The 21238-nt window shown below is 70.7% G+C and carries 17 protein-coding genes; 10 read left to right on the top strand and 7 right to left on the bottom strand.

The window, feature by feature from the left end; all coding sequences use genetic code 11:
* Nucleotides 1–25 precede the first annotated feature (25 nt).
* Nucleotides 26–2428 carry an endopeptidase La gene (lon, locus tag SCAB_RS14105; RefSeq protein WP_013000756.1) on the bottom strand — a complete coding sequence of 801 codons (2403 nt, stop codon included), beginning with the start codon at nt 2426–2428 and terminating at the stop codon, nt 26–28.
* 605 nt (nt 2429–3033) lie between these two features.
* A complete protein-coding gene (locus SCAB_RS14110; RefSeq protein WP_046773553.1) occupies nt 3034–3912 on the bottom strand; it encodes a rhomboid-like protein in 879 nt (292 codons plus the stop codon).
* Nucleotides 3913–4099: 187 nt separating this feature from the next.
* Between SCAB_RS14110 and SCAB_RS14115 the strand changes: the two genes are divergently transcribed.
* From SCAB_RS14115 to SCAB_RS14135, 5 genes are all read left to right on the top strand, one after another.
* Complete coding sequence (locus SCAB_RS14115; RefSeq protein ID WP_013000758.1) at nt 4100–4774, top strand: spermine/spermidine synthase domain-containing protein; 675 nt, start codon at nt 4100–4102, stop codon at nt 4772–4774.
* 131 nt (nt 4775–4905) lie between these two features.
* Nucleotides 4906–5643: a response regulator transcription factor gene (locus SCAB_RS14120; RefSeq protein ID WP_013000759.1), complete on the top strand. Its 738-nt coding sequence runs from the start codon at nt 4906–4908 to the stop codon at nt 5641–5643.
* A 66-nt stretch (nt 5644–5709) separates the two neighbouring features.
* A complete protein-coding gene (locus tag SCAB_RS14125) occupies nt 5710–6810 on the top strand; it encodes a sensor histidine kinase (protein ID WP_013000760.1) in 1101 nt (366 codons plus the stop codon).
* 434 nt (nt 6811–7244) lie between these two features.
* Nucleotides 7245–11006, top strand: a complete 3762-nt coding sequence (locus SCAB_RS14130; protein ID WP_013000761.1) for a multifunctional oxoglutarate decarboxylase/oxoglutarate dehydrogenase thiamine pyrophosphate-binding subunit/dihydrolipoyllysine-residue succinyltransferase subunit — start codon at nt 7245–7247, stop codon at nt 11004–11006.
* 86 nt (nt 11007–11092) lie between these two features.
* Nucleotides 11093–11275 carry a DUF6104 family protein gene (locus tag SCAB_RS14135; RefSeq protein WP_003961784.1) on the top strand — a complete coding sequence of 61 codons (183 nt, stop codon included), beginning with the start codon at nt 11093–11095 and terminating at the stop codon, nt 11273–11275.
* A gap of 27 nt (nt 11276–11302) precedes the next feature.
* Here SCAB_RS14135 and SCAB_RS14140 read toward each other — a convergent pair whose 3' ends face one another.
* A complete protein-coding gene (locus tag SCAB_RS14140) occupies nt 11303–12136 on the bottom strand; it encodes a hypothetical protein (protein ID WP_041669197.1) in 834 nt (277 codons plus the stop codon).
* A gap of 205 nt (nt 12137–12341) precedes the next feature.
* On the opposite strand from SCAB_RS14140, the gene SCAB_RS14145 reads away from it, so the two are divergent.
* Entirely contained in the window at nt 12342–13328 is a 987-nt protein-coding gene (locus SCAB_RS14145; protein ID WP_013000763.1) for a DUF4097 family beta strand repeat-containing protein, read from the top strand.
* A gap of 1 nt (nt 13329) precedes the next feature.
* The gene (locus tag SCAB_RS14150; RefSeq protein ID WP_013000764.1) at nt 13330–14382 is read left to right on the top strand and encodes a PadR family transcriptional regulator; all 1053 of its coding nucleotides are present in this window, start codon (nt 13330–13332) and stop codon (nt 14380–14382) included.
* 34 nt (nt 14383–14416) lie between these two features.
* Here SCAB_RS14150 and SCAB_RS14155 read toward each other — a convergent pair whose 3' ends face one another.
* The 4 genes from SCAB_RS14155 to SCAB_RS14170 form a co-directional block, all read right to left on the bottom strand.
* Complete coding sequence (locus SCAB_RS14155) at nt 14417–14998, bottom strand: Clp protease N-terminal domain-containing protein (RefSeq protein WP_013000765.1); 582 nt, start codon at nt 14996–14998, stop codon at nt 14417–14419.
* Complete coding sequence (locus SCAB_RS14160; protein WP_013000766.1) at nt 14998–15207, bottom strand: helix-turn-helix domain-containing protein; 210 nt, start codon at nt 15205–15207, stop codon at nt 14998–15000. The genes SCAB_RS14155 and SCAB_RS14160 overlap by 1 nt, the downstream gene beginning before the upstream one ends.
* Before the next feature lie 98 nt (nt 15208–15305).
* A complete protein-coding gene (locus SCAB_RS14165) occupies nt 15306–16271 on the bottom strand; it encodes a zinc-binding dehydrogenase (RefSeq protein ID WP_013000767.1) in 966 nt (321 codons plus the stop codon).
* Between the two features lie 339 nt (nt 16272–16610).
* Nucleotides 16611–17852: an NAD(P)-dependent malic enzyme gene (locus SCAB_RS14170; RefSeq protein ID WP_013000768.1), complete on the bottom strand. Its 1242-nt coding sequence runs from the start codon at nt 17850–17852 to the stop codon at nt 16611–16613.
* A gap of 610 nt (nt 17853–18462) precedes the next feature.
* Between SCAB_RS14170 and SCAB_RS14175 the strand changes: the two genes are divergently transcribed.
* The 3 genes from SCAB_RS14175 to SCAB_RS14185 are packed head-to-tail and all read left to right on the top strand — an operon-like array spanning nt 18463 to nt 21164.
* Nucleotides 18463–19428 carry an ABC transporter substrate-binding protein gene (locus SCAB_RS14175; RefSeq protein ID WP_013000769.1) on the top strand — a complete coding sequence of 322 codons (966 nt, stop codon included), beginning with the start codon at nt 18463–18465 and terminating at the stop codon, nt 19426–19428.
* Nucleotides 19429–19464: 36 nt separating this feature from the next.
* Nucleotides 19465–20406, top strand: coding sequence for an amino acid ABC transporter permease (locus SCAB_RS14180; RefSeq protein ID WP_013000770.1), 942 nt, complete (start codon nt 19465–19467; stop codon nt 20404–20406).
* Nucleotides 20403–21164 (top strand): amino acid ABC transporter ATP-binding protein, encoded by a 762-nt coding sequence (locus SCAB_RS14185; RefSeq protein ID WP_013000771.1) that lies wholly within the window; start codon nt 20403–20405, stop codon nt 21162–21164. The genes SCAB_RS14180 and SCAB_RS14185 overlap by 4 nt, the downstream gene beginning before the upstream one ends.
* Nucleotides 21165–21238: the final 74 nt, after the last annotated feature.

Raw genomic sequence — 21238 nt, forward strand, 5'->3', positions numbered from 1 at the left:
CGCACCCGACCACGCACCCCACCCGTCACGCCGCCACCGGCACCTCCACCCCCGCCGGGGCGAGAGCCAGCTCCAGCACCTGCCGGACATCGGTGACGGCGTGGACGTCGAGCTTGTCGAGGACCTCGGCGGGCACGTCGTCGAGGTCGGCCTCGTTGCGCTTCGGGATGATGACGGTGGTGACTCCGGCCCGGTGCGCGGCGAGCAGCTTCTGCTTCACCCCGCCGATGGGCAGCACCCGTCCGGTCAGCGACACCTCCCCCGTCATCGCCACGTCCGTGCGGACCAGCCGCCCGGACAGCAGCGAGGCGAGGGCCGTCGTCATGGTGATGCCGGCGCTCGGGCCGTCCTTGGGGACCGCGCCCGCCGGGAAGTGGATGTGCACGCCCCGGTCCTTGAGGTCGGCGACCGGCAGCTCCAGTTCCGCGCCGTGCGAGCGCAGGAAGGAGAGCGCGATCTGCGCCGACTCCTTCATCACGTCGCCCAGCTGGCCGGTGAGCGTCAGTCCCGCCGCGCCCGTCTCCGGGTCGGCGAGGGACGCCTCGACGTAGAGCACGTCACCGCCCGCTCCGGTGACCGCGAGCCCGGTCGCGACACCCGGCACCGCCGTCCGCCGCTCCGCCGGGTCCTGGGCCGACTCGGGCACGTGGTGCGGACGCCCGATGAGTCCGCGCAGATCCTCGTCGGTGACGGTGAACGGCAGCTCGCGCCGCCCCAGTTCGTGCTGGGCCGCGACCTTGCGCAGCAGCCGCGCCACGGACCGCTCCAGGTTGCGCACGCCCGCCTCGCGCGTGTATTCGCCGGCGAGCCTGCGCAGCGCGCTCTCGTCGAGGACGACCTCGTCGGCGCCGAGCCCGGCCCGGTCCAGCTGACGGGGCAGCAGATGGTCCCGGGCGATGACGACCTTCTCGTCCTCCGTGTACCCGTCCAGCCGGACCAGCTCCATGCGGTCGAGCAGTGCCTCCGGGATCGCCTCCAGGACGTTGGCCGTGGCCAGGAAGACGACGTCGCTCAGGTCGAGCTCGACCTCCAGGTAGTGGTCCCGGAAGGTGTGGTTCTGCGCGGGGTCGAGGACTTCGAGCAGCGCGGCGGCCGGGTCGCCCCGGAAGTCGGAGCCGACCTTGTCGATCTCGTCGAGCAGGACGACGGGGTTCATGGAGCCCGCCTCCTTGATCGCCCGGACGATACGGCCGGGCAGCGCGCCGACGTACGTACGCCGGTGCCCTCGGATCTCCGCCTCGTCCCGTACGCCGCCGAGCGCGACGCGGACGAACTTGCGCCCCATCGCGTGGGCCACGGACTCGCCGAGGCTGGTCTTGCCGACGCCGGGCGGCCCGACGAGCGCGAGCACGGCACCGCCGCGCCGCCCGCCGACGACACCCAGCCCCCGGTCCGCGCGGCGCTTGCGCACCGCGAGGTACTCGGTGATGCGCTCCTTCACGTCCTGCAGCCCGGCGTGCTCGGCGTCGAGCACCCGCTGGGCGCCCCGGATGTCGTACGCGTCCTCGGTCCGCTCGTTCCAGGGGAGTTCGAGCACGGTGTCGAGCCAGGTCCGGATCCAGCCGCCCTCGGGGGACTGGTCGCTGGAGCGCTCCAGCTTGTCGACCTCCTTGAGCGCGGCCTCCCGAACGGTCTCCGGCAGGTCGGCGGCCTCCACGCGGGCGCGGTAGTCGTCGGACTCCTCGCCGTCCTGTTCGCCGTTGAGTTCCCGCAGTTCCTTGCGTACGGCTTCGAGCTGGCGCCGCAGCAGGAACTCGCGCTGCTGCTTCTCGACCCCCTCCTGGACGTCCTTGGCGATGGTCTCGGCGACGTCCTGCTCGGCGAGGTGGTCCCGCAGCTGCTGGGTGGCGAGCTTCAGCCGGGCGACGGGGTCGCCGGTCTCCAGGAGCTGGATCTTCTGCTCGGTGGTGAGGAACGGCGAGTATCCGGAGTTGTCGGCGAGGGCGGACACGTCGTCGATCGCCTGCACCCGGTCCACGACCTGCCAGGCGCCGCGCTTGCGCAGCCAGCTGGTGGCAAGTGCCTTGTACTCCTTGGCGAGTTCGGCGACGTGGCCGGGCAGCGGCTCCGGCACGCTCTCGTCGACGCTCGTCCCCTCGACCCACAGGGCGGCACCGGGCCCGGTGGTCCCGGCGCCGATCCGCACCCGGCGCACCGCGCGGATGAGCGCGCCGGGGTCGCCGTCGGCCAGCCGTCCGACCTGCTCGACGGTCCCGAGCACACCGGTGCCCGCGTAGGCGCCGTCGATCCGCGGCACCAGCAGCACCTTCGGCTTCCCGGGCTCGGCCCGCGCCGCCGCCTGCGCGGCCTCCACCGCGGCCCGTACATCCGTGTCATTGAGGTCCAGCGGCACCACCATTCCCGGCAGCACGACCTCCCCGTCGAGCGGCAACACGGGCAGGGTGAGCGGTGCGGACGTCGAAGCCATGATCTCTCCCTCGGCAGTCAAGTTGAGCTATGCCGACTCAATGCACATGAGCCGAGGAATGTTCCCCGAGGGAGGCGACGTTCGCTGTGGGCGATCAGCGGGCGGGGAAGAAGTGGAACGGCGGGCGGAGTCCGGGTCGGGACCGGAGCACGGAGGGGCCCGGTGGACGGGCGTCCGGGCGGGCCCGCGGCAGGTGGCGTCGGCGCCGGAGCGACGGACTGTCGTGCGGCCGCCCTCGCGACCGTTCGCCCCGCAGGCCCGGCAGCCGTTCGCCCCGCAGGCCCGGCATCCGTTCGCCACGCGGACCCGGCATCCGGGACCCCGGCCGTCCCCGGTCGTCGGGCGGGCGTACCGGCCGGGTCGACGGGGCCGTCGCCGGCCTGGGGCCTTCCCACGAGCCGGAGTCGGCCGACAGCCAGGCACGGGCCGGACTTGACGGATGCCCACGCGCCCCGGGGCGGCAGGCCCTCGTACGGCCCCGGAGCGACGGTGCGTCAGGCGAACCCGGAGCCCAGGGCGTCAGCGCGAACCAGGAGTCATGGGCGTCAGTCCGGGCCCGGGCGACGGCCGGCCCGAAACCCACGTCAGCCCGAGGCCGTGGGACGTCACGCGCCCGGGCCGGTGGCCGTCCCGGCGGTCCGCGCCCGCCTCGTGCCCGTCTCCGCACTGCCCCGGCGGTCCCGGTCCGTCCGTCGCCAGTGGCGTACGAGCGGCCAGGTCGCCACGCCGATCGCCAGGGACAGCAGGTGACCCCAGTTCGTCATCGGGTCCGTGTAGGCGATCAGGTCGTCCAGCAGCATGCCGGCGAACAGCAGCAGGACGGGCCAGCGCAGCCACGGCGCCAGCAGCCCCGCCAACGCGCCCACACACGCCGCCACCCCGAAGCTGATGCCGTAGTCGAGGCGGTGGAGGGAGCTGCCGGGAAGGTGGCCCGCCACGACGGCGAACCCCACCGGGACCTCCGTGGCCAGGGTGGCGAGGACGTGGCCCAGCAGGAAGACCACGGCCGTGCGCCGGCCGCCGATCCGGCGCTCCAGCGCGGTCAGTACGAGCAGGAAGGCGAGGGCGTACGAGGACGCGACCCCGCCCGCGACCCACAGCGCGCTCGCGGGCAGCACGAGCGCCGGGGTCAGGACCAGGTGGGCCACGTCCGTACTGGAACCCTGGTGGAGTGCGTGCACCACGGCGGGATCGGCGTACTCGGCCACGGCCGAGGTGGCCACCAGGACGCACGCGTAGAAGAAGGTGAAGGGCGTGCCGACGGGGGTGGGGAGCAGGCGCCAGGGCCGTGGGAGCCGCGAGCGCGCGCCCGGGGCGATCACGGGTCCCGCGCGGCCCGCGCGCTCCCGTTCCCCGTCCGGCACCCGCGCCGACACCGCGCCCGGCTGCCGCGGAATGCCGTCGAGGACGGGCCCGCCCACCGACGGCCGCACCCCGGCCCCGGCCGCCGCCCGCGCCCCGGTCTCCAGGTTCTCCGCATCCAACGTGAGGCGCTCCTTCCGTTTCACCCCACCCTCGACGCTCCGATACGCCCCTGTCTGTGACCTCCGCCACCCTCGCCCGGATTCACAGGGACTCGACAGCGGCGACGCCCTGCGGCAGCCCCCAAGTGCCCGCTGCCGCCGCCGAAAACCGTCGGCCCCCGCGCGGCCCACGGGTAAGGATGGACGCATGCCCATCACCGACGAACCCGAAGTCATCGACCGGCGCGAGGGCCCCTACGGGGAGGTCGTGCTCCGCAGGCACGGGGAGCTGCTGCAGATCATCGCCAACGGCTGTTTCCTGATGGACACCTCGGACGGCCGCTCGGAGCGGCTGCTGGTCGACGCCGCCCTCGACGCGCTGGACGGCCGCTCCCGGCCGAGTGTGCTGATCGGCGGCCTGGGCGTCGGCTTCTCGCTCGCACACGCGGCCGCGGACCCCCGCTGGGGGACGATCACGGTCGTCGAACGCGAACCCTCCGTGATCGAGTGGCACCGGGCGGGCCCATTGTCCGAGGTGTCCGCGCGGGCGCTGCGGGACGCGCGCACGACCATCGTGGAAGCCGATCTCGTGGCGTACGTCAATGAGACATCCGACACGTTCGACGCGCTCTGTCTGGACATCGACAACGGGCCCGACTGGACCGTCTCGGAGAGCAACGAAAACCTGTATTCACCTGCTGGATTGGCAAGCTGCGCAAGGGTGTTGAGGCCGGGCGGGGTACTGGCCGTGTGGTCGGCGCAGCCTTCTCCGGAATTCGAGGAAACCTTGCGGAATGCCGGGTTCCAGCAGGTGCGTACCGAAGAGATCGAGGTTGCCCGGGGAGTTCCGGACGTGGTGCACCTCGCGGTCCGACCTGGATAGCCGCGGTGCGGTGACTGCCCGTACCCTGCTTGCCTGACGCCGATCATTCAAGCGTCAATCGCAGTCATGCGCAGCCATGCGTAGTCAAGGGATCACCCCACGGATTCCGGAAAGCAACACAGGGGCGGGCGATGGAGCAGACACACACCACCCACAGCGGCACCACGGCGACCCCGGGCGCACAGCGCCGGGTGCTCGTGGTCGAGGACGACCCGACGATCGTCGACGCCATCGCGGCCCGCCTGCGCGCCGAGGGTTTCGTCGTGCAGACCGCGACCGACGGGCCCGCCGCGGTCGACACCGCGGAGGCGTGGCAGCCCGACCTGCTGATCCTCGACATCATGCTGCCCGGCTTCGACGGCCTGGAGGTGTGCAGGCGCGTCCAGGCCCAGCGGCCCGTCCCCGTGCTGATGCTCACCGCCCGGGACGACGAGACGGACATGCTGGTCGGGCTCGGCGTCGGCGCCGACGACTACATGACCAAGCCGTTCTCCATGCGGGAACTGGCCGCCCGCGTGCACGTCCTGCTGCGCCGGGTGGAGCGGGCCGCGCTGGCCGCCACCACGCCGCGCTCGGGCATCCTGCGCCTCGGCGAGCTGGAGATCGACCACGCGCAGCGCCGAGTCCGGGTGCGCAGCGAGGACGTGCACCTCACGCCCACCGAGTTCGACCTCCTCGTGTGTCTCGCGAACACCCCGCGTGCCGTACTCTCGCGCGAACAGTTGCTCGCCGAGGTGTGGGACTGGGCGGACGCGTCCGGGACGCGGACCGTGGACAGCCACATCAAGGCGCTGCGACGGAAGATCGGCGCGGAGCGGATCCGCACGGTGCACGGCGTGGGGTACGCCCTGGAGACCCCGACTCCCTGATCCCGTGCCGGCGCACCGCGTGCGCGGGCATACCCAGGCACACAGGGACAGAGGGCTGGTGGCGTCATGAGCGGAGTCGGTGACCCGGGGTCGCGCAAGGGCGCGGGACCGCTGAGCGGTCTGCGTCCCTTCTCGATCAAGACGAAGCTCGGCGCGCTCGTCGTCATCTCGGTCCTGATCACGACCGGTCTGTCGATGATCGCCGTGCACACCAAGACGGAGCTGCGCTTCATCACGGTGTTCTCGATGATCGCCACACTTCTGATCACGCAGTTCGTCGCGCATTCGCTCACCGCCCCCCTGGACGAGATGAACGCGGTCGCCCGGTCCATCTCCCGCGGCGACTACACCCGCCGGGTCAGCGAGAACCGCCGGGACGAGCTGGGCGACCTCGCCCACACGATCAATCTCATGGCCGACGAGCTGGAGGCGCAGGACCGTCAGCGCAAGGAGCTGGTGGCGAACGTCTCCCACGAGCTGCGCACCCCCATCGCGGGCCTCCGGGCGGTCCTGGAGAACATCGTGGACGGGGTCACCCAGGCCGACCCCGAGACGATGCGGACGGCCCTGAAGCAGACCGAACGCCTGGGGCGGCTGGTGGAGACGCTGCTCGACCTCTCGCGCCTGGACAACGGCGTGGTCCCGCTGCGCCGCCGCCGCTTCGAGGTCTGGCCGTACCTCTCGGGCGTCCTCAAGGAGGCCCAGATGGTCTCCTCGGCCCGCGGGGGGATCACCTCCGGCTCCGGCAACCACACCCGCACGGACGTCCATCTGCACCTGGACGTCCATCCGCCGGAGCTGACCGCGAACGCCGACCCGGAGCGGATCCACCAGGTCGTCGCCAACCTCATCGACAACGCGGTGAAGCACAGCCCGGCGCACGGCCGCGTCACAGTGAAGGCCCGCCGCGGTCCCACCACCGACTCCCTGGACCTCGAAGTCCTCGACGAGGGCCCCGGCATCCCCGAATCCGAGTGGCACCGCGTCTTCGAGCGTTTCAACCGCGGCGCCGTCAGCTCCCCGCACGGCCCCGGCAGCGACGGCGGCACCGGACTGGGTCTCGCCATCGCCCGCTGGGCCGTGGACCTGCACGGCGGCCGTATCGGCGTGGCCGAGTCCCCGAAGGGCTGCCGTATCCGGGTGCTCCTGCCGGGAGGAAACGGATGAGCGGGGCAGGGGTGGCGGAGGGCGAAAAATCCGCTGATACCCACATCACGCATGGCTGAATCCCCTCACCATTGCCGAATATCGCTCATCCTCCCGGTGCTTACATCTCCCCCAAGTTGACGTAAAGTTCGAAGCGGAGCGACAAGATCCACGGCGGTTCCGCGCAGCCGGACACGTGTGATCAGGTGCGTTCAGACCGAGGGCCGCGTGCACATATCCGCAGGCCCCGCCCGACGCATGCCCGGCGTGCACCCTCCAGCCCGATTCCGGACCGGAACCACGCTTGTTTCCCGCCATTTCCACCCCCGAAACACGCTTTCCGATGTGACTTACGCGACGAAGAGCGGACTCGGCCTGACCTTCACGGCCACGGGGGCGTAGCCTTGATTCCCGCTGTCCATCACCTTGTGAAGCGGAAGAGGGCGGTTGCCGCCGTGTCGCCACAGTCCCCCAGTAACTCGAGCATCTCGACCGACGCAGACCAAGCGGGTAAGAACCCCGCTGCGGCCTTCGGTCCGAACGAGTGGCTCGTCGACGAGATCTATCAGCAGTACCTCCAGGACCCGAACTCGGTGGACCGAGCCTGGTGGGACTTCTTCGCCGACTACAAGCCGGGCGCACCTGCCGCCTCGGCTCCGGTGAGCACCGCGGCCGCGGCACCCGCCGCGCCGGCCCAGGCCGCTCCCGCGGCTCCGGCCGCGCCCGCACCGGCGGCCCCGAAGCCCGCCGCCGTTCCGGCACCCGCCGTCGCGAAGCCCGCGGCCGCCGCGCCCGCACCGGCCAAGCCGGCCGCCGCGGCCCCCGCGAAGCAGGCCGCGCCCGCCGAGGGCCCGGAGCTGATCACGCTGCGCGGCCCCGCCGCCGCGGTCGCGAAGAACATGAACGCCTCCCTGGAGCTGCCCACGGCCACGTCCGTGCGCGCGGTCTCGGTGAAGCTGCTGTTCGACAACCGCATCGTCATCAACAACCACCTCAAGCGCGCCCGGGGCGGGAAGATCTCCTTCACGCACCTGATCGGCTACGCGATGGTGCAGGCCATCAAGACGATGCCGTCGATGAACTGGCACTACGCGGAGAAGGACGGGAAGCCCACCCTCGTCAAGCCGCCGCACGTCAACTTCGGCCTCGCCATCGACCTGGTGAAGCCCAACGGCGACCGCCAGCTGGTCGTCGCGGGCATCAAGAAGGCCGAGACGCTGAACTTCTTCGAGTTCTGGCAGGCCTACGAGGACATCGTCCGCCGCGCCCGTGACGGCAAGCTGACGATGGACGACTTCACCGGTGTCACGGTCTCCCTGACCAACCCCGGCGGCCTCGGCACCGTCCACTCGGTCCCGCGTCTGATGCCCGGTCAGTCGGTCATCATGGGCGTCGGATCCATGGACTACCCGGCCGAGTTCCAGGGCACCTCGCAGGACACCCTGAACAAGCTGGGCATCTCGAAGGTCATGACCCTGACCTCGACGTACGACCACCGGGTCATCCAGGGCGCCGCCTCCGGCGAGTTCCTGCGCATCGTCGCCAACTACCTGCTCGGCGAGGGCGGGTTCTACGACGACATCTTCGAGGCCCTGCGCATCCCCTACGAGCCGGTCCGCTGGCTCAAGGACATCGACGCCAGCCACGACGACGACGTCACCAAGGCCGCCCGGGTCTTCGAGCTGATCCACTCCTACCGGGTCCGCGGCCACGTCATGGCCGACACCGACCCGCTGGAGTACCGCCAGCGCAAGCACCCCGACCTGGACATCACCGAGCACGGGCTCACCCTGTGGGACCTGGAGCGCGAGTTCGCGGTCGGCGGCTTCTCGGGCAAGTCCCTGATGAAGCTGCGCGACATCCTCGGCGTGCTGCGCGACTCGTACTGCCGCACCACCGGCGTCGAGTTCATGCACATCCAGGACCCGAAGCAGCGCCGCTGGATCCAGGACCGCATCGAGCGCCCGCACTCCAAGCCGGAGCGCGAGGAGCAGCTGCGCATCCTGCGCCGGCTGAACGCGGCGGAGGCCTTCGAGACCTTCCTGCAGACGAAGTACGTCGGCCAGAAGCGCTTCAGCCTGGAGGGCGGCGAGTCCGTCATCCCGCTGCTGGACGCGGTCATCGACTCGGCGGCGGAGTCCCGTCTCGACGAGGTCGTCATCGGCATGGCCCACCGCGGCCGGCTGAACGTCCTGGCGAACATCGTCGGCAAGTCGTACGCGCAGATCTTCCGCGAGTTCGAGGGCAACCTCGACCCGAAGTCGATGCACGGCTCCGGCGACGTGAAGTACCACCTGGGCGCCGAGGGCACCTTCACGGGCCTCGACGGCGAGCAGATCAAGGTCAGCCTGGTCGCGAACCCCTCGCACCTGGAGGCCGTGGACCCGGTCCTGGAGGGCGTCGCGCGCGCCAAGCAGGACATCATCAACAAGGGCGGCACGGACTTCACCGTCCTGCCGGTGGCCCTGCACGGCGACGCGGCCTTCGCGGGCCAGGGCGTGGTGGCCGAGACCCTGAACATGTCGCAGCTGCGGGGTTACCGCACCGGCGGCACGGTCCACATCGTCATCAACAACCAGGTCGGCTTCACCGCGGCTCCCGAGTCGTCGCGTTCCTCGATGTACGCCACCGACGTGGCCCGCATGATCGAGGCCCCGATCTTCCACGTGAACGGCGACGACCCGGAGGCCGTGGTCCGCGTCGCGCGGCTGGCCTTCGAGTTCCGTCAGGCGTTCAACAAGGACGTGGTGATCGACCTCATCTGCTACCGCCGCCGCGGTCACAACGAGTCGGACAACCCGGCCTTCACCCAGCCGCTGATGTACGACCTGATCGACAAGAAGCGCTCGGTGCGCAAGCTCTACACCGAGTCCCTCATCGGTCGCGGCGACATCACCCTGGAAGAGGCCGAGCAGGCGCTGCAGGACTTCCAGGGCCAGCTGGAGAAGGTCTTCACGGAGGTCCGCGAGGCCATCGCGCAGCCGGCGGCGTCCGCCGCCGCCGACGCCCCGCAGGACGGCTTCCCGGTCTCGGTGAACACCGCGATCACCGCGGAGACCGTCAAGCGCATCGCCGAGTCCCAGGTCAACGTCCCGGACCACATCACCGCCCACCCGCGTCTGCTGCCGCAGCTGCAGCGCCGTGCGGGCATGGTCGAGGACGGCACGATCGACTGGGGCATGGGCGAGACCCTCGCCATCGGCTCCCTGCTGCTGGAGGGCACCCCGGTCCGCCTCGCCGGTCAGGACTCGCAGCGCGGCACCTTCGGCCAGCGTCACGCGGTGATCATCGACCGTGAGACGGGCGAGGAGTTCACGCCGCTGATGTACCTCTCCGAGGACCAGGCGCGGCTGAACGTCTACAACTCCCTGCTCTCCGAGTACGCGGCGATGGGCTTCGAGTACGGCTACTCGCTGGCCCGTCCCGAGTCCCTGGTGCTGTGGGAGGCCCAGTTCGGCGACTTCGTCAACGGCGCCCAGACGGTCGTGGACGAGTTCATCTCGTCGGCGGAGCAGAAGTGGAGCCAGACCTCCGGCGTCACCCTGCTCCTCCCGCACGGCTACGAGGGCCAGGGCCCGGACCACTCGTCCGCCCGCCCGGAGCGGTTCCTCCAGATGTGCGCGCAGAACAACATGACGGTCGCCATGCCGACCTCCCCGTCGAACTACTTCCACCTCCTGCGGTGGCAGGTGCACAACCCGCACCACAAGCCGCTGGTCGTCTTCACCCCGAAGTCGATGCTGCGCCTCAAGGCCGCCGCGTCGAAGGCGGAGGAGTTCACGAGCGGCGAGTTCCGCCCGGTCATCGGCGACAGCTCGGTCGACCCGAACGCGGTCAAGAAGGTCGTCTTCTGCGCCGGCAAGGTCTACTACGACCTGGAGGCCGAGCGTCAGAAGCGCGGCATCACGGACACGGCGATCATCCGCATCGAGCGCCTCTACCCGCTGCCGGGTGCCGAGGTCCAGGCGGAGGTCAACAAGTACCCGAACGCCGAGAAGTACCTCTGGACCCAGGAGGAGCCCGCGAACCAGGGCGCCTGGCCGTTCATCGCCCTCAACCTGATCGACCACCTCGACCTCGCGGTCGGCGCGGACGTCCCCCACGGCGAGCGGCTGCGGCGCATCTCGCGCCCGCACGGCTCGTCGCCGGCGGTGGGTTCGGCGAAGCGGCACCAGGCCGAGCAGGAGCAGCTGGTGCGTGAGGTGTTCGACGCGTAACCGCGCTCGACGAAGGCACGCGGCCGGGCCGCACCCCCTCTCCAGGGGGTGCGGCCCGGCCGTTTTCCCGCACTTATCCTTGACCCATGTACTTCACGGACCGTGGCATCGAGGAACTGGAGAAGCGGCGCGGCGAGGAGGAGGTCACCTTCGAGTGGCTGGCCGAGCAGCTGCGGACGTTCGTCGATCTGAACCCGGACTTCGAGGTTCCGGTGGAGCGGCTGGCCACGTGGCTGGCGCGGCTGGACGACGAGGACGAGGACGAGTAGCCGTCCCCTCGGCGGCGGGGGGAACGATCAGTCGCGCGGGTGGGCCAGGTCGTAGAGCAGGCCCACCGTGCCGTGGGCGAGAAGGAGACCGCCCGCGGTCAGCCAGCCGGGGCTCCGGCGGTGCAGGCCCCAGGCCGTGAGCGGGAGCCCCGCGAGGAGCTGGGCGGCGGCCAGGGCACGGGCCCTGGGGGTGCCGGCCCAGGGGAGCCAGGGGCCGAGGCGGCCCCTTTCGAGGGCGTCCAGCTCCGAACGGACCGCCCCACGCCAACCCGTCCACTCGATGCGCTGGACGCCGGGCTGGACACGGGCGACCTCACGGAGCCGGTCGGCGGGCTCGCCCGGCCCGAGACCGGCGGGGAGCGTCACGCCCGCGCGGGCGAGGACGGCGAGCAGTCCGCGCAGCCGGGAACGGGCGTCGGCCGCCGGGTCACCGCGTGTGAGGTCCTCCAGGGACTGCGCGTCGAGGACCGGGTCCAGGCCCAGGCGGGCGGCGAACGTACGCATCGCCTCGTCCTCGCCGACCGGGGTCCCGTTCGCGAGCCACTCGTAGCCGACGGTGCGGCGGAAGCCCGCGGCGAGGGTGTAGCCGCTGCGGTCCGCGTCCCACCACAGCGCCAGCACGGGCCAGGGGACGCCGACGGCCAGGGCACTCGCCCAGCCGCCGAGGACGCGATCGACGGGTTCGCCGCCCTGCAGCCAGGGCTTTCCCTCCGGCACGAGCGCGGTCCACTCGGATCCGGCCGGGGTCAGCAGCATGCGCTCGCGGAGCAGTTGGGCGACGGGGGCGACGGAGTCGGGATCCGCCCGGCAGAGCAGGAGCGCACCGGGGGCGCGGGGCCCCTGGGAGCGTTCCGTCGACATGCCCTCCACGCTAGGGCGATTTGCCCTGAATTCACCTGCGGGGTCACCAGAACGGGTGTATTGACTTTCCGTGACCGCGATATATCGTGAAGAGCGAGAACACGATAGTGCGCGTGTGCCGGTCGCGTACGCCCTCGGGCTCGTCCCGCCTGCGCCCTCGCCTTCGTCGTCTCATCCTGCCGGGTCTGCCGAGGAGGTCAGCTCCATGTCCGTGTGGTCCGTCGCCGAGCCGCGGAGGCTCACGTTCGACGAACCGGTGACGGCGCTGCGTGTGCGAGTCGTCAACGGAACGGTCAACGTGGTGGGCACCGACGAGAGTTCCGCCCGCCTGGAGGTGTCCGCCGTCGAGGGCCCGCCCCTGACGGTGACGCAGAAGGACGGCACCCTGACCGTCGCCTACGACGACCTGCCCTGGAAGGGCTTCCTGGAATGGCTGGACCGCAAGGGCCGGCGCCGGGACGTCCTGGTGTCGCTCGCCGTACCGGCGGGCACCCGGGTCGAGGTGGGCGTGGTCGGCGCCACGGCGGTCGTGTCCGGACTGGACGGGCGCACGGAGGTGAAGGGCGTCTCGGGCGACACCACCCTGGTCGGCCTGGCGGGTCCGGTGCGCGCCACGACGATCTCCGGAAGCGTGGAGGCGCAGGCCCTCACGGGCGATCTCCGGCTCAGCTCCGTCTCCGGCGACCTGACCGTGATGGAGGGCTCCTGCCCCAGCGTGAAGGCCGAATCCGTGAGCGGCTCCATCATCCTCGACCTCGATCCCGCGGGCGGCCCCACGGACGTCGGCCTCAGCAGCGTCTCCGGCGAGATCGCCATCCGCCTCCCCCACCCGACCGACGCCGAGGTCGAGGCCAACACCGCCGGCGGCACCATCTCCAACGCCTTCGAGGAACTCCACGTCAGCGGCCCCTGGGGCGCCCACAAGGTCACCGGCCGGCTGGGCACGGGCAGCGGCCGTCTCAGGGCCACCACCGTCTCCGGCTCCATAGCCCTCCTCCGCCGGCCTCCCACGGAGGACGAGCCGTGTGGACCGGTGAGCGGGGGCCCGGGCGGCGGATCCGGGGAGGAGCAGAGGGGCGACGGCGCGGGGACGGCTCCGGACGCGACCGCGGACACCTCGGGACCCTCCGCCGAGCCGGGCGGGGCGGCCGACACCGTGACCGACCGCACGACCGACAAGAAGGTGTTCTGACATGCCTCCCGTCTTCGCCCACGGACGCCTGCGGCTGTATCTGCTGAAGCTGCTGGACGAGGCGCCGCGCCACGGCTACGAGGTGATCCGGCTGCTGGAGGAACGCTTCCAGGGCCTGTACGCCCCCTCGGCCGGCACCGTCTACCCGCGGCTGGCCAAGCTGGAGGCCGAGGGACTGGTCACCCACACCACCGAAGGCGGCCGCAAGGTGTACGCGATCACCGACGCGGGCCGCGCCGAACTGGCCGACCGCAGCAGCGAGCTGGCCGATCTGGAGCTGGAGATCCGTGAGTCGGTGGCGGAGCTGGCCGCCGAGATCCGGGCCGACGTACGGGGCGCGGCGGGCGACCTGCGCCGCGAGATGCGGGCGGCCGCGTCCGAGGCCCGCAGGGGAGGCGGGGCGGGTGACGGGAACCAGGGGGCGGCCGGGGAGGCCGGTGACAGCGCGGCCTGGCGTGCCGCCAAGGAGGAGATGCGCCGCGTCAAGCAGGAGTGGAAGGAGCAGGCCCGCCGCGCCAAGGACGAGAGCCGGCGGGCCCGCGAGGAGGCCCAGCGGGCCCGCCGCCAGGCCAAGGAGGCGCAGGAGCATGCCCGCACCCAGGCCCAGGAGGAGCTGCAGCGCATCGCCAAACGGGTCCAGGACCACGTCCAGGAGCACTTCACCCGGGGCGACTGGCCGACGGGCGTACGGGAGGGGCTGACCGAACTGGCCAAGGAGTTCGGCGAGTTCGGGAAGGACTTCGGAAAGGAGTTCGGCAAGGACTTCGGCTTCGGACGCTCGGGTGCGACCGGCGCGGGAGCCGGGGCCGGGGCACCGGACCACTCCGTCACTCCCGAGGAGTTCCCCGCCGACTACGAGCCCGCCTGGGTGCACGAGGCGCCCACGGGTGAACCGGCCCGCGACCTCGACCGTCTCCTGGACCGCTTCCGCGACGACATCCGCGACGCGGCCCGCGACCACGGCGTGACCGAGGACCAGCTCCGTGACGCCCGCCGCCACCTGTCGACGGCGGCGGCCCACATCGGTGCGGTGCTGCGGGTGCCCAAGGAGTGAGCCGGGGAGGCCCTCGCCCCGCCCCGGGCGCCGCTCACCCCGCCTTGGCCTCCCCACTGCCGTAGAGCACCCGCTCCAGTGCCTCGTACGTCACCCCGTGGTCCGCGAGGACCTCGGCCGGGACGCCGGGGCGGGTGGTGAGGGCGAGCAGGAGGTGTTCGTCGCCGATGTGCCGGTCGCGGTGGGCGTGGGCGGCGCGCAGGGAGCGGGTGAGGACGCCCTTGGCCTCGCGGGTGAAGGGGCGGTGGCCGGAGAGGCGCCCCCGGCCGCGCCGGGTGCCCTTCGGGTCCGGCGCCAGCGCCCCCGCCCCGTGGGTCTCCTCCACGCGGGAGACGATCTCGGTGAGGTCGATGCCGAGGCCGGAGAGGGCGTCCGCGTCGGCGCGGGAGAGCCCGCCCCGGCGGCGGGCCTCGGCGAGGTCCCGCTCGACCGATTCCCTGCGGTCGGCCCCGGCGAGTCCCAGCGCGGTCAGAGCGAAGGAGGCACGGGAGGCCTCGCGGTCCAGCAGGGAGAGGAGGAGGTGCTCCTCGGTCACCTCCCCCGCTCGGGTGCGTTCGGCGTGGTCCACCGCTCCCAGGACCACGGCACGGGCGTCTTTCGTGAACCGTTCGAACATCAATGCCTCCCGTACTTCTTGTGCACGGCCTGCCTGCTCACTCCGAGTTCCGCGGCGATCTCCTGCCACGACCAGCCCTGATGGCGCGCGCTGCGCACCTGCACCGACTCCAGTTGCTCCAGCAGCCTGCGCAGCGCGGCGACGGCCCGCAGCCCGACCCGGGGGTCGCGGTCGCCCGCGCGCTCGGCGAGATCCGTTGCTTCGGTCATGTTGTCAACTTACGTTGACACGACCGCATCGTCAACCCTGGTTGACACGACGACGGCCGGTCCGGATGACCGGGCCGGCCGTCGTCCTACCGGGATCGTCAGGGACCGGTCAGCACGATCTTGCCGAACTGGTCGCCCGCCGCGAGGCGTTCGAAGCCCTCGCGGGCGCGGTCCAGGGGCAGCACCTCGTCGATGACGGGGCGGACGCCGGTCGCGGCGCAGAAGGAGAGGAGGTCCTCCAGTTCGTCCTTGGTGCCCATGGTGGAGCCGACGACCTTGAGTTCGAGGAAGAAGATGCGGGTCAGTTCGGCGTGGGAGGGGCGGTCGCCGCTGGTGGCACCCGAGATGACGAGGCTGCCGCCGGGGCGCAGCGACTTCACCGAGTGGGACCAGGTGGCGGCGCCGACGGTCTCGATGACCGCGTCGACGCGCTGGGGCAGGCGGGCCCCCGACTCCAGCGCCTCCACCGCGCCCAGTTCCAGGGCCCGCTTGCGCTTGGCCTCGTCACGGCTGGTGGCGAAGACCCGCAGTCCGGCCGCCTTGCCGAGCACGATCGCGGCGGTCGCGACACCACCGCCGGCGCCCTGCACGAGAACCGAGTCGCCGGGGCGGACGCCCGCGTTGGTGAAGAGCATGCGGTAGGCCGTCAGCCAGGCGGTGGGCAGACAGGCGGCCTCCTCGAAGGAGAGTTCCGTGGGCTTGGGGAGGACGTTCCAGGTGGGGACGGAGACGAGTTCGGCGAAGGTGCCCTGGTAGCGCTCGGTGAGGATCGAGCGGGGCTCCCGGGGGCCGACCCCGTGTCCGCTCTGGCCGATCACCGAGTGCAGGACGACCTCGTTGCCGTCCTCGTCGACACCGGCGGCGTCGCAGCCGAGGATCATCGGCAGCTTGTCCTCCGCGAGGCCGACGCCGCGCAGGGACCAGAGGTCGTGGTGGTTCAGCGAGGCGGCCTTCACCCTCACGGTCGTCCAGCCGGGCCTCGGCTCCGGGGCCGGGCGGTCCCCCAACTCCAGTCCGTCGAGCGGTCGGTCACGGTCGATACGGGCGGCGTAGGCAGCGAACATGCGCCTGACCATAGGGGGACGCCGGGGGCGACGGAACCACGGACCGCTGTGACACGCGTCCCGTCGCCCGGACTTCGGCGCTTCGGACGCGGGCCGTACGGGTTGCGTTGTCGGGCGCGGGTCCGGTGGGGCTTCTCGCGCAGTTCCCCGCGCCCCTAAAGGCGTAGGCCTCTGCGGGCCTGAAAAGCTCGGGGCGCAGCCCCGCTTTTCAGGGGCGCGGGGAACTGCGCGACCAGCCCCCACCGGACGGACGCCTGGGGGTGTAGGGGCGCAGCCCTTCAAGGATGGGGACGGGTAGGGGCGGCGGGGGCGAGAAAACACCCCCACCACCCCAGGGGCTCAGCGCCGAGCCACACCCTCCGCCCGAGCCGCCGCGGCGACCGCCGCGGTCACGGCAGGAGCGACCCGCTCGTCGAACGGCGACGGAATCACATAGTCCGCCGCAAGATCGTCCCCCACGACCGACGCCAGCGCCTCGGCCGCCGCGATCTTCATCCCCTCGGTGATCCGCGACGCCCGCACCTGCAGGGCCCCCGCGAAGATCCCCGGGAAGGCGAGGACGTTGTTGATCTGGTTGGGGTAGTCGGAGCGCCCGGTGGCGACGACCGCCGCGTACTTGTGGGCGACGTCCGGGTGCACCTCGGGGTTGGGGTTGGCCATGGCGAAGACGAACGCGTTCTCCGCCATCGAGGCCACCGCCTCCTCCGGGACCGTACCGCCGGAGACGCCGATGAAGACGTCCGCGCCCGCGAGGGCGTCCTCCAGGGAGCCCGAGAGCCCGGCCCGGTTGGTGAGTTCGGCCAGCTCCCGCTTGACCGGCGTGAGGTCCTCACGGTCCGCGGAGACGATGCCCTTGCGGTCGGCGACCGCGACGTCACCGAGACCGGCTTCCAGCAGCATCTTGGCGATGGCCACACCGGCCGCACCGGCACCCGAGATCACGGCCCGCAGATCGCCCAGCCCGCGCCCGGTCAGCTTCGCCGCGTTCCGCAGCGCCGCCAGCGTCACGACCGCCGTACCGTGCTGGTCGTCGTGGAAGACGGGGATGTCGAGGGCTTCCTGGAGCCGCTTCTCGATCTCGAAGCAGCGGGGCGCGGAGATGTCCTCCAGGTTCACGCCGCCGAACGAGGGCGCCATCCGGACGACGGTCTCGATGATCTCGTCGACGTCCGTGCAGGCGAGCGCGATCGGCACCGCGTCGACGCCGCCGAACTGCTTGAACAGGATCGCCTTGCCCTCCATCACGGGGAGGGATGCCTCGGGGCCGATGTCGCCGAGCCCGAGGACCGCCGTACCGTCCGTGACGACGGCGACGACCGAGGACTTCCAGGTGTAGTCGTTGACCAGGTCGGGCTGCTCGGCGATGGCGGTGCACACCCGCGCGACGCCGGGCGTGTAGGCGAGGGACAGGTCGTCCTTGTCCCTGATCGGCACGGTGGCCTGCACGGCCATCTTGCCGCCGCGGTGCAGGGCGAAGGCGGGGTCGAAGGAGTCGAGGGAATTGAGAGGCTCCCCCCCGCCCTCCTGACCCGTACTGCCGTCGCCGCTGTCGGTGCGAGGATTGACAATCTCCGCTGCCACTGGTGTTACCCCTTAGGTCTTCATGGTTTGAGGGTGTTCCGCTCCCGGTTCGGGAGCGGGCGGGCACCGCGTAAGTCCCAGGTCACCGATACGTACGGCGACTCATGCGGGCTCAGACGCGACGGGCGCGCCGCACACGCGCCCTGGGCCCCGGATGAGGGGTGTAAGGAACCTTCTTACCGGACGGACGGCGCCGACGACGAGTCCACACGTCTTGATACCTCGAAGGTCACAACTCGAAGGTCATTTAAAGACGATCATGGATCGTTCGATTCATCGACCGAAAAAGGGGCAAGTCGGTACACGTCACGACAAGTCCCGTACAGCCATGTGTGCGGGGTTCGCGGTCGACCGCATCCTGAGATGCGCCGAAGATCTTGCGGCCGGAAGGAGGGATTCCCGCACAGCATCCGGTGTGATCACGCGGTCCGCGGCGGTTCGTGGGTCATACGGGGGTCACCCGTTATCCGATTTTGACATGGCCGGTCATCTGATTGCACATGCCCGAATGGCAAGATGCCGTAATCACACGAGGTCGCCACACTCGAAGACGCGTGTTAATCGTCGACCTGTCGGCAACTCCACACCACCCCCGCCGGAGGAACCCACCATGACCGCAAGCACCACCTGTCGTACGACCGGCCTGCGTTCCCGTACAGCCGTCGTCGGAGCGATCGCGGTCGCGGGCGCCCTGCTGCTCACCGGCTGCGGTGACCAGACCAAGAGCAAGGACAGCGGCTCGGAGAGCGCCTCCACCAGCGGGGCCCCGCTGGCCGGCAAGCTGCCCGCGTCCGTCCGGGACAAGGGCGTGATCAACGTCGGCTCGGACATCGCGTACGCCCCGGTGGAGTTCAAGGACGCGTCGGGCAAGGTCGTCGGTCTCGACCTCGACATCGCCGCGGCGATGGGCAAGCAGCTCGGCGTGGACTTCAAGTTCCAGAACGCCACCTTCGACACCCTCATCGGTGGTCTGGCCGCCAAGCGGTACGACATCGCCATGTCGGCCATGACCGACACCAAGGACCGCCAGGAGGGCATCGACTCCGACACCGGCAAGAAGGTCGGCGCCGGTGTCGACTTCGTCGACTACTTCACCGCGGGTGTCTCGCTGTACACCAACAAGGGCGACGACCAGGGCATCAAGACCTGGGACGACCTGTGCGGCAAGACGATCGCCGTGCAGCGCAACACGTTCTCGCACGACCTCGCCAAGGACCAGGCGAAGAAGTGCAAGGACGACAAGAAGGGGGCCCTCAAGATCGAGGACTTCGCCACCAACCCCGAGGCCGAGACCCGGATGCGCTCCAAGGGCGCGGACGTCGTCTCCGCCGACTTCCCGGTCGCCGCGTACTCGGTGAAGACCTCCGGCGGCGGCAAGTACTTCGAGATCGTCGGCGACCAGGTCGAGGCCGGCCCCTACGGCATCGCCCTCGCCAAGGACAGCACCGAGCTGCGCGACGCGCTGAAGGCCGCCGTCCAGGCGATCATCGACAACGGCGAGTACGAGAAGATCATCAAGAAGTGGGGCGTCGAGGACGGCGCCATCACCGAGGCCAAGGTCAACGGCGGCTCTTGATTCTCGGCTCGGTTCTGAAAGGCAAAGGCTCCACCCGTGACTGTTGACGTCAGCAAGACGGACGGTCCCTCGGACACTCCCCCCGCCGGTCCGGAAGCCCTCAAGGCCATTCCGGTCCGGCACCCGGGGCGCTATGTGTCCGCGGCCATCGCGCTCGCTCTCCTCGGCTCGATCGTCTACGCGTTCGCGCAGGCGAAGAAGATCAACTGGGGCGTGATCCCCGACTTCTTCTTCGACGACCGCATCATCGAGGGTGTCCTCAACACCCTGCTGCTCACCGTGGTCTCCATGGTGATCGGCGTCGTCGGCGGCATCCTGCTCGCCGTGATGCGGCTGTCCAAGAACCCGGTGACCTCGTCCATCGCGTGGTTCTACATCTGGTTCTTCCGCGGTACCCCGGTCCTGGTCCAGCTCTTCGTCTGGTTCAACCTGGGTCTGGTCTTCGAGTACATCAACCTCGGCCCCATCTACAAGGACTACTGGTCCTCGTTCATGACGCCGCTGCTGACGGCCCTGCTCGGCCTCGGTCTCAACGAGGCGGCGTACATGGCGGAGATCTGCCGCGCCGGTCTGCTCTCGGTCGACGAGGGCCAGACCGAGGCGTCGCACGCGCTCGGCATGAGCCACGCCAGGACGCTGCGCCGGATCGTCATCCCGCAGGCGATGCGCGTGATCGTGCCGCCCACGGGCAACGAGGTCATCAACATGCTGAAGACCACGTCGCTCGTGTCGACGGTGCAGTTCGTGGATCTGCTGAAGTCCGCCCAGGACATCGGCCAGAGCTCGGGGGCCACCGTGGAACTGCTGTTCCTCGCCGCCGCCTGGTACCTGGTCCTCACCAGCATCTTCAGTGTCGGGCAGTACTACCTGGAGAGGCATTACGCGAAGGGCTCCTCGCGGTCCCTCCCGCCGACACCGATGCAGCGTTTCAAGGCGGCCGTACTGCCCACGCGCCGTCCGAAGGGAGTCTCGGCATGACCGCCATGGTGAAGGCCGAGGGCATCCACAAGTCGTTCGGCCCCGTCGAGGTCCTCAAGGGCATCGATCTGGAGGTGCAGACGGGCGAGGTGTTCTGCCTCATCGGCCCGTCCGGCTCCGGCAAGTCGACCTTCCTGCGGTGCATCAACCACCTGGAGAAGATCAACGCCGGCCGGCTGTACGTCGACGGCGAGCTGGTCGGCTACCGCCAGAAGGGCGACAGGCTGTACGAGCTGAAGGACAGCGAGGTCGCGGTCAAGCGCCGGGACATCGGCATGGTCTTCCAGCGCTTCAACCTGTTCCCGCACATGACGGCCACCGAGAACGTCATGGAGGCGCCGGTCCAGGTCAAGGGCGTCAGCCGTGCCCAGGCCCGCGAGCGTGCCCGCGAGCTGCTGGAGCGCGTCGGCCTCGGCGACAAGGCGGGCAACTACCCGTCCCAGCTCTCCGGCGGCCAGCAGCAGCGCGTGGCCATCGCGCGGGCGCTGGCCATGGAGCCGAAGCTGATGCTCTTCGACGAGCCGACCTCGGCGCTGGACCCGGAGCTGGTCGGCGACGTCCTCGACGTCATGCGCGACCTGGCCGAGTCCGGGATGACGATGGTCGTGGTCACCCATGAGATGGGCTTCGCCCGTGAGGTCGGCGACAGCCTGGTCTTCATGGACGGCGGTGTGGTGGTCGAGTCCGGCAACCCCCGTGACGTGCTGAGCAACCCCCAGGAGGAGCGCACCCAGTCGTTCCTGTCCAAGGTGCTGTAGCACCGGGGCGCGACACGGCGAGGGGCGGTACGGGATTCCGTACCGCCCCTCGCTCGTACACCCGTCCGTGCGAG

It is taken from the genome of Streptomyces scabiei 87.22, from assembly GCF_000091305.1.
Taxonomy (GTDB): Bacteria; Actinomycetota; Actinomycetes; order Streptomycetales; family Streptomycetaceae; genus Streptomyces; species Streptomyces scabiei.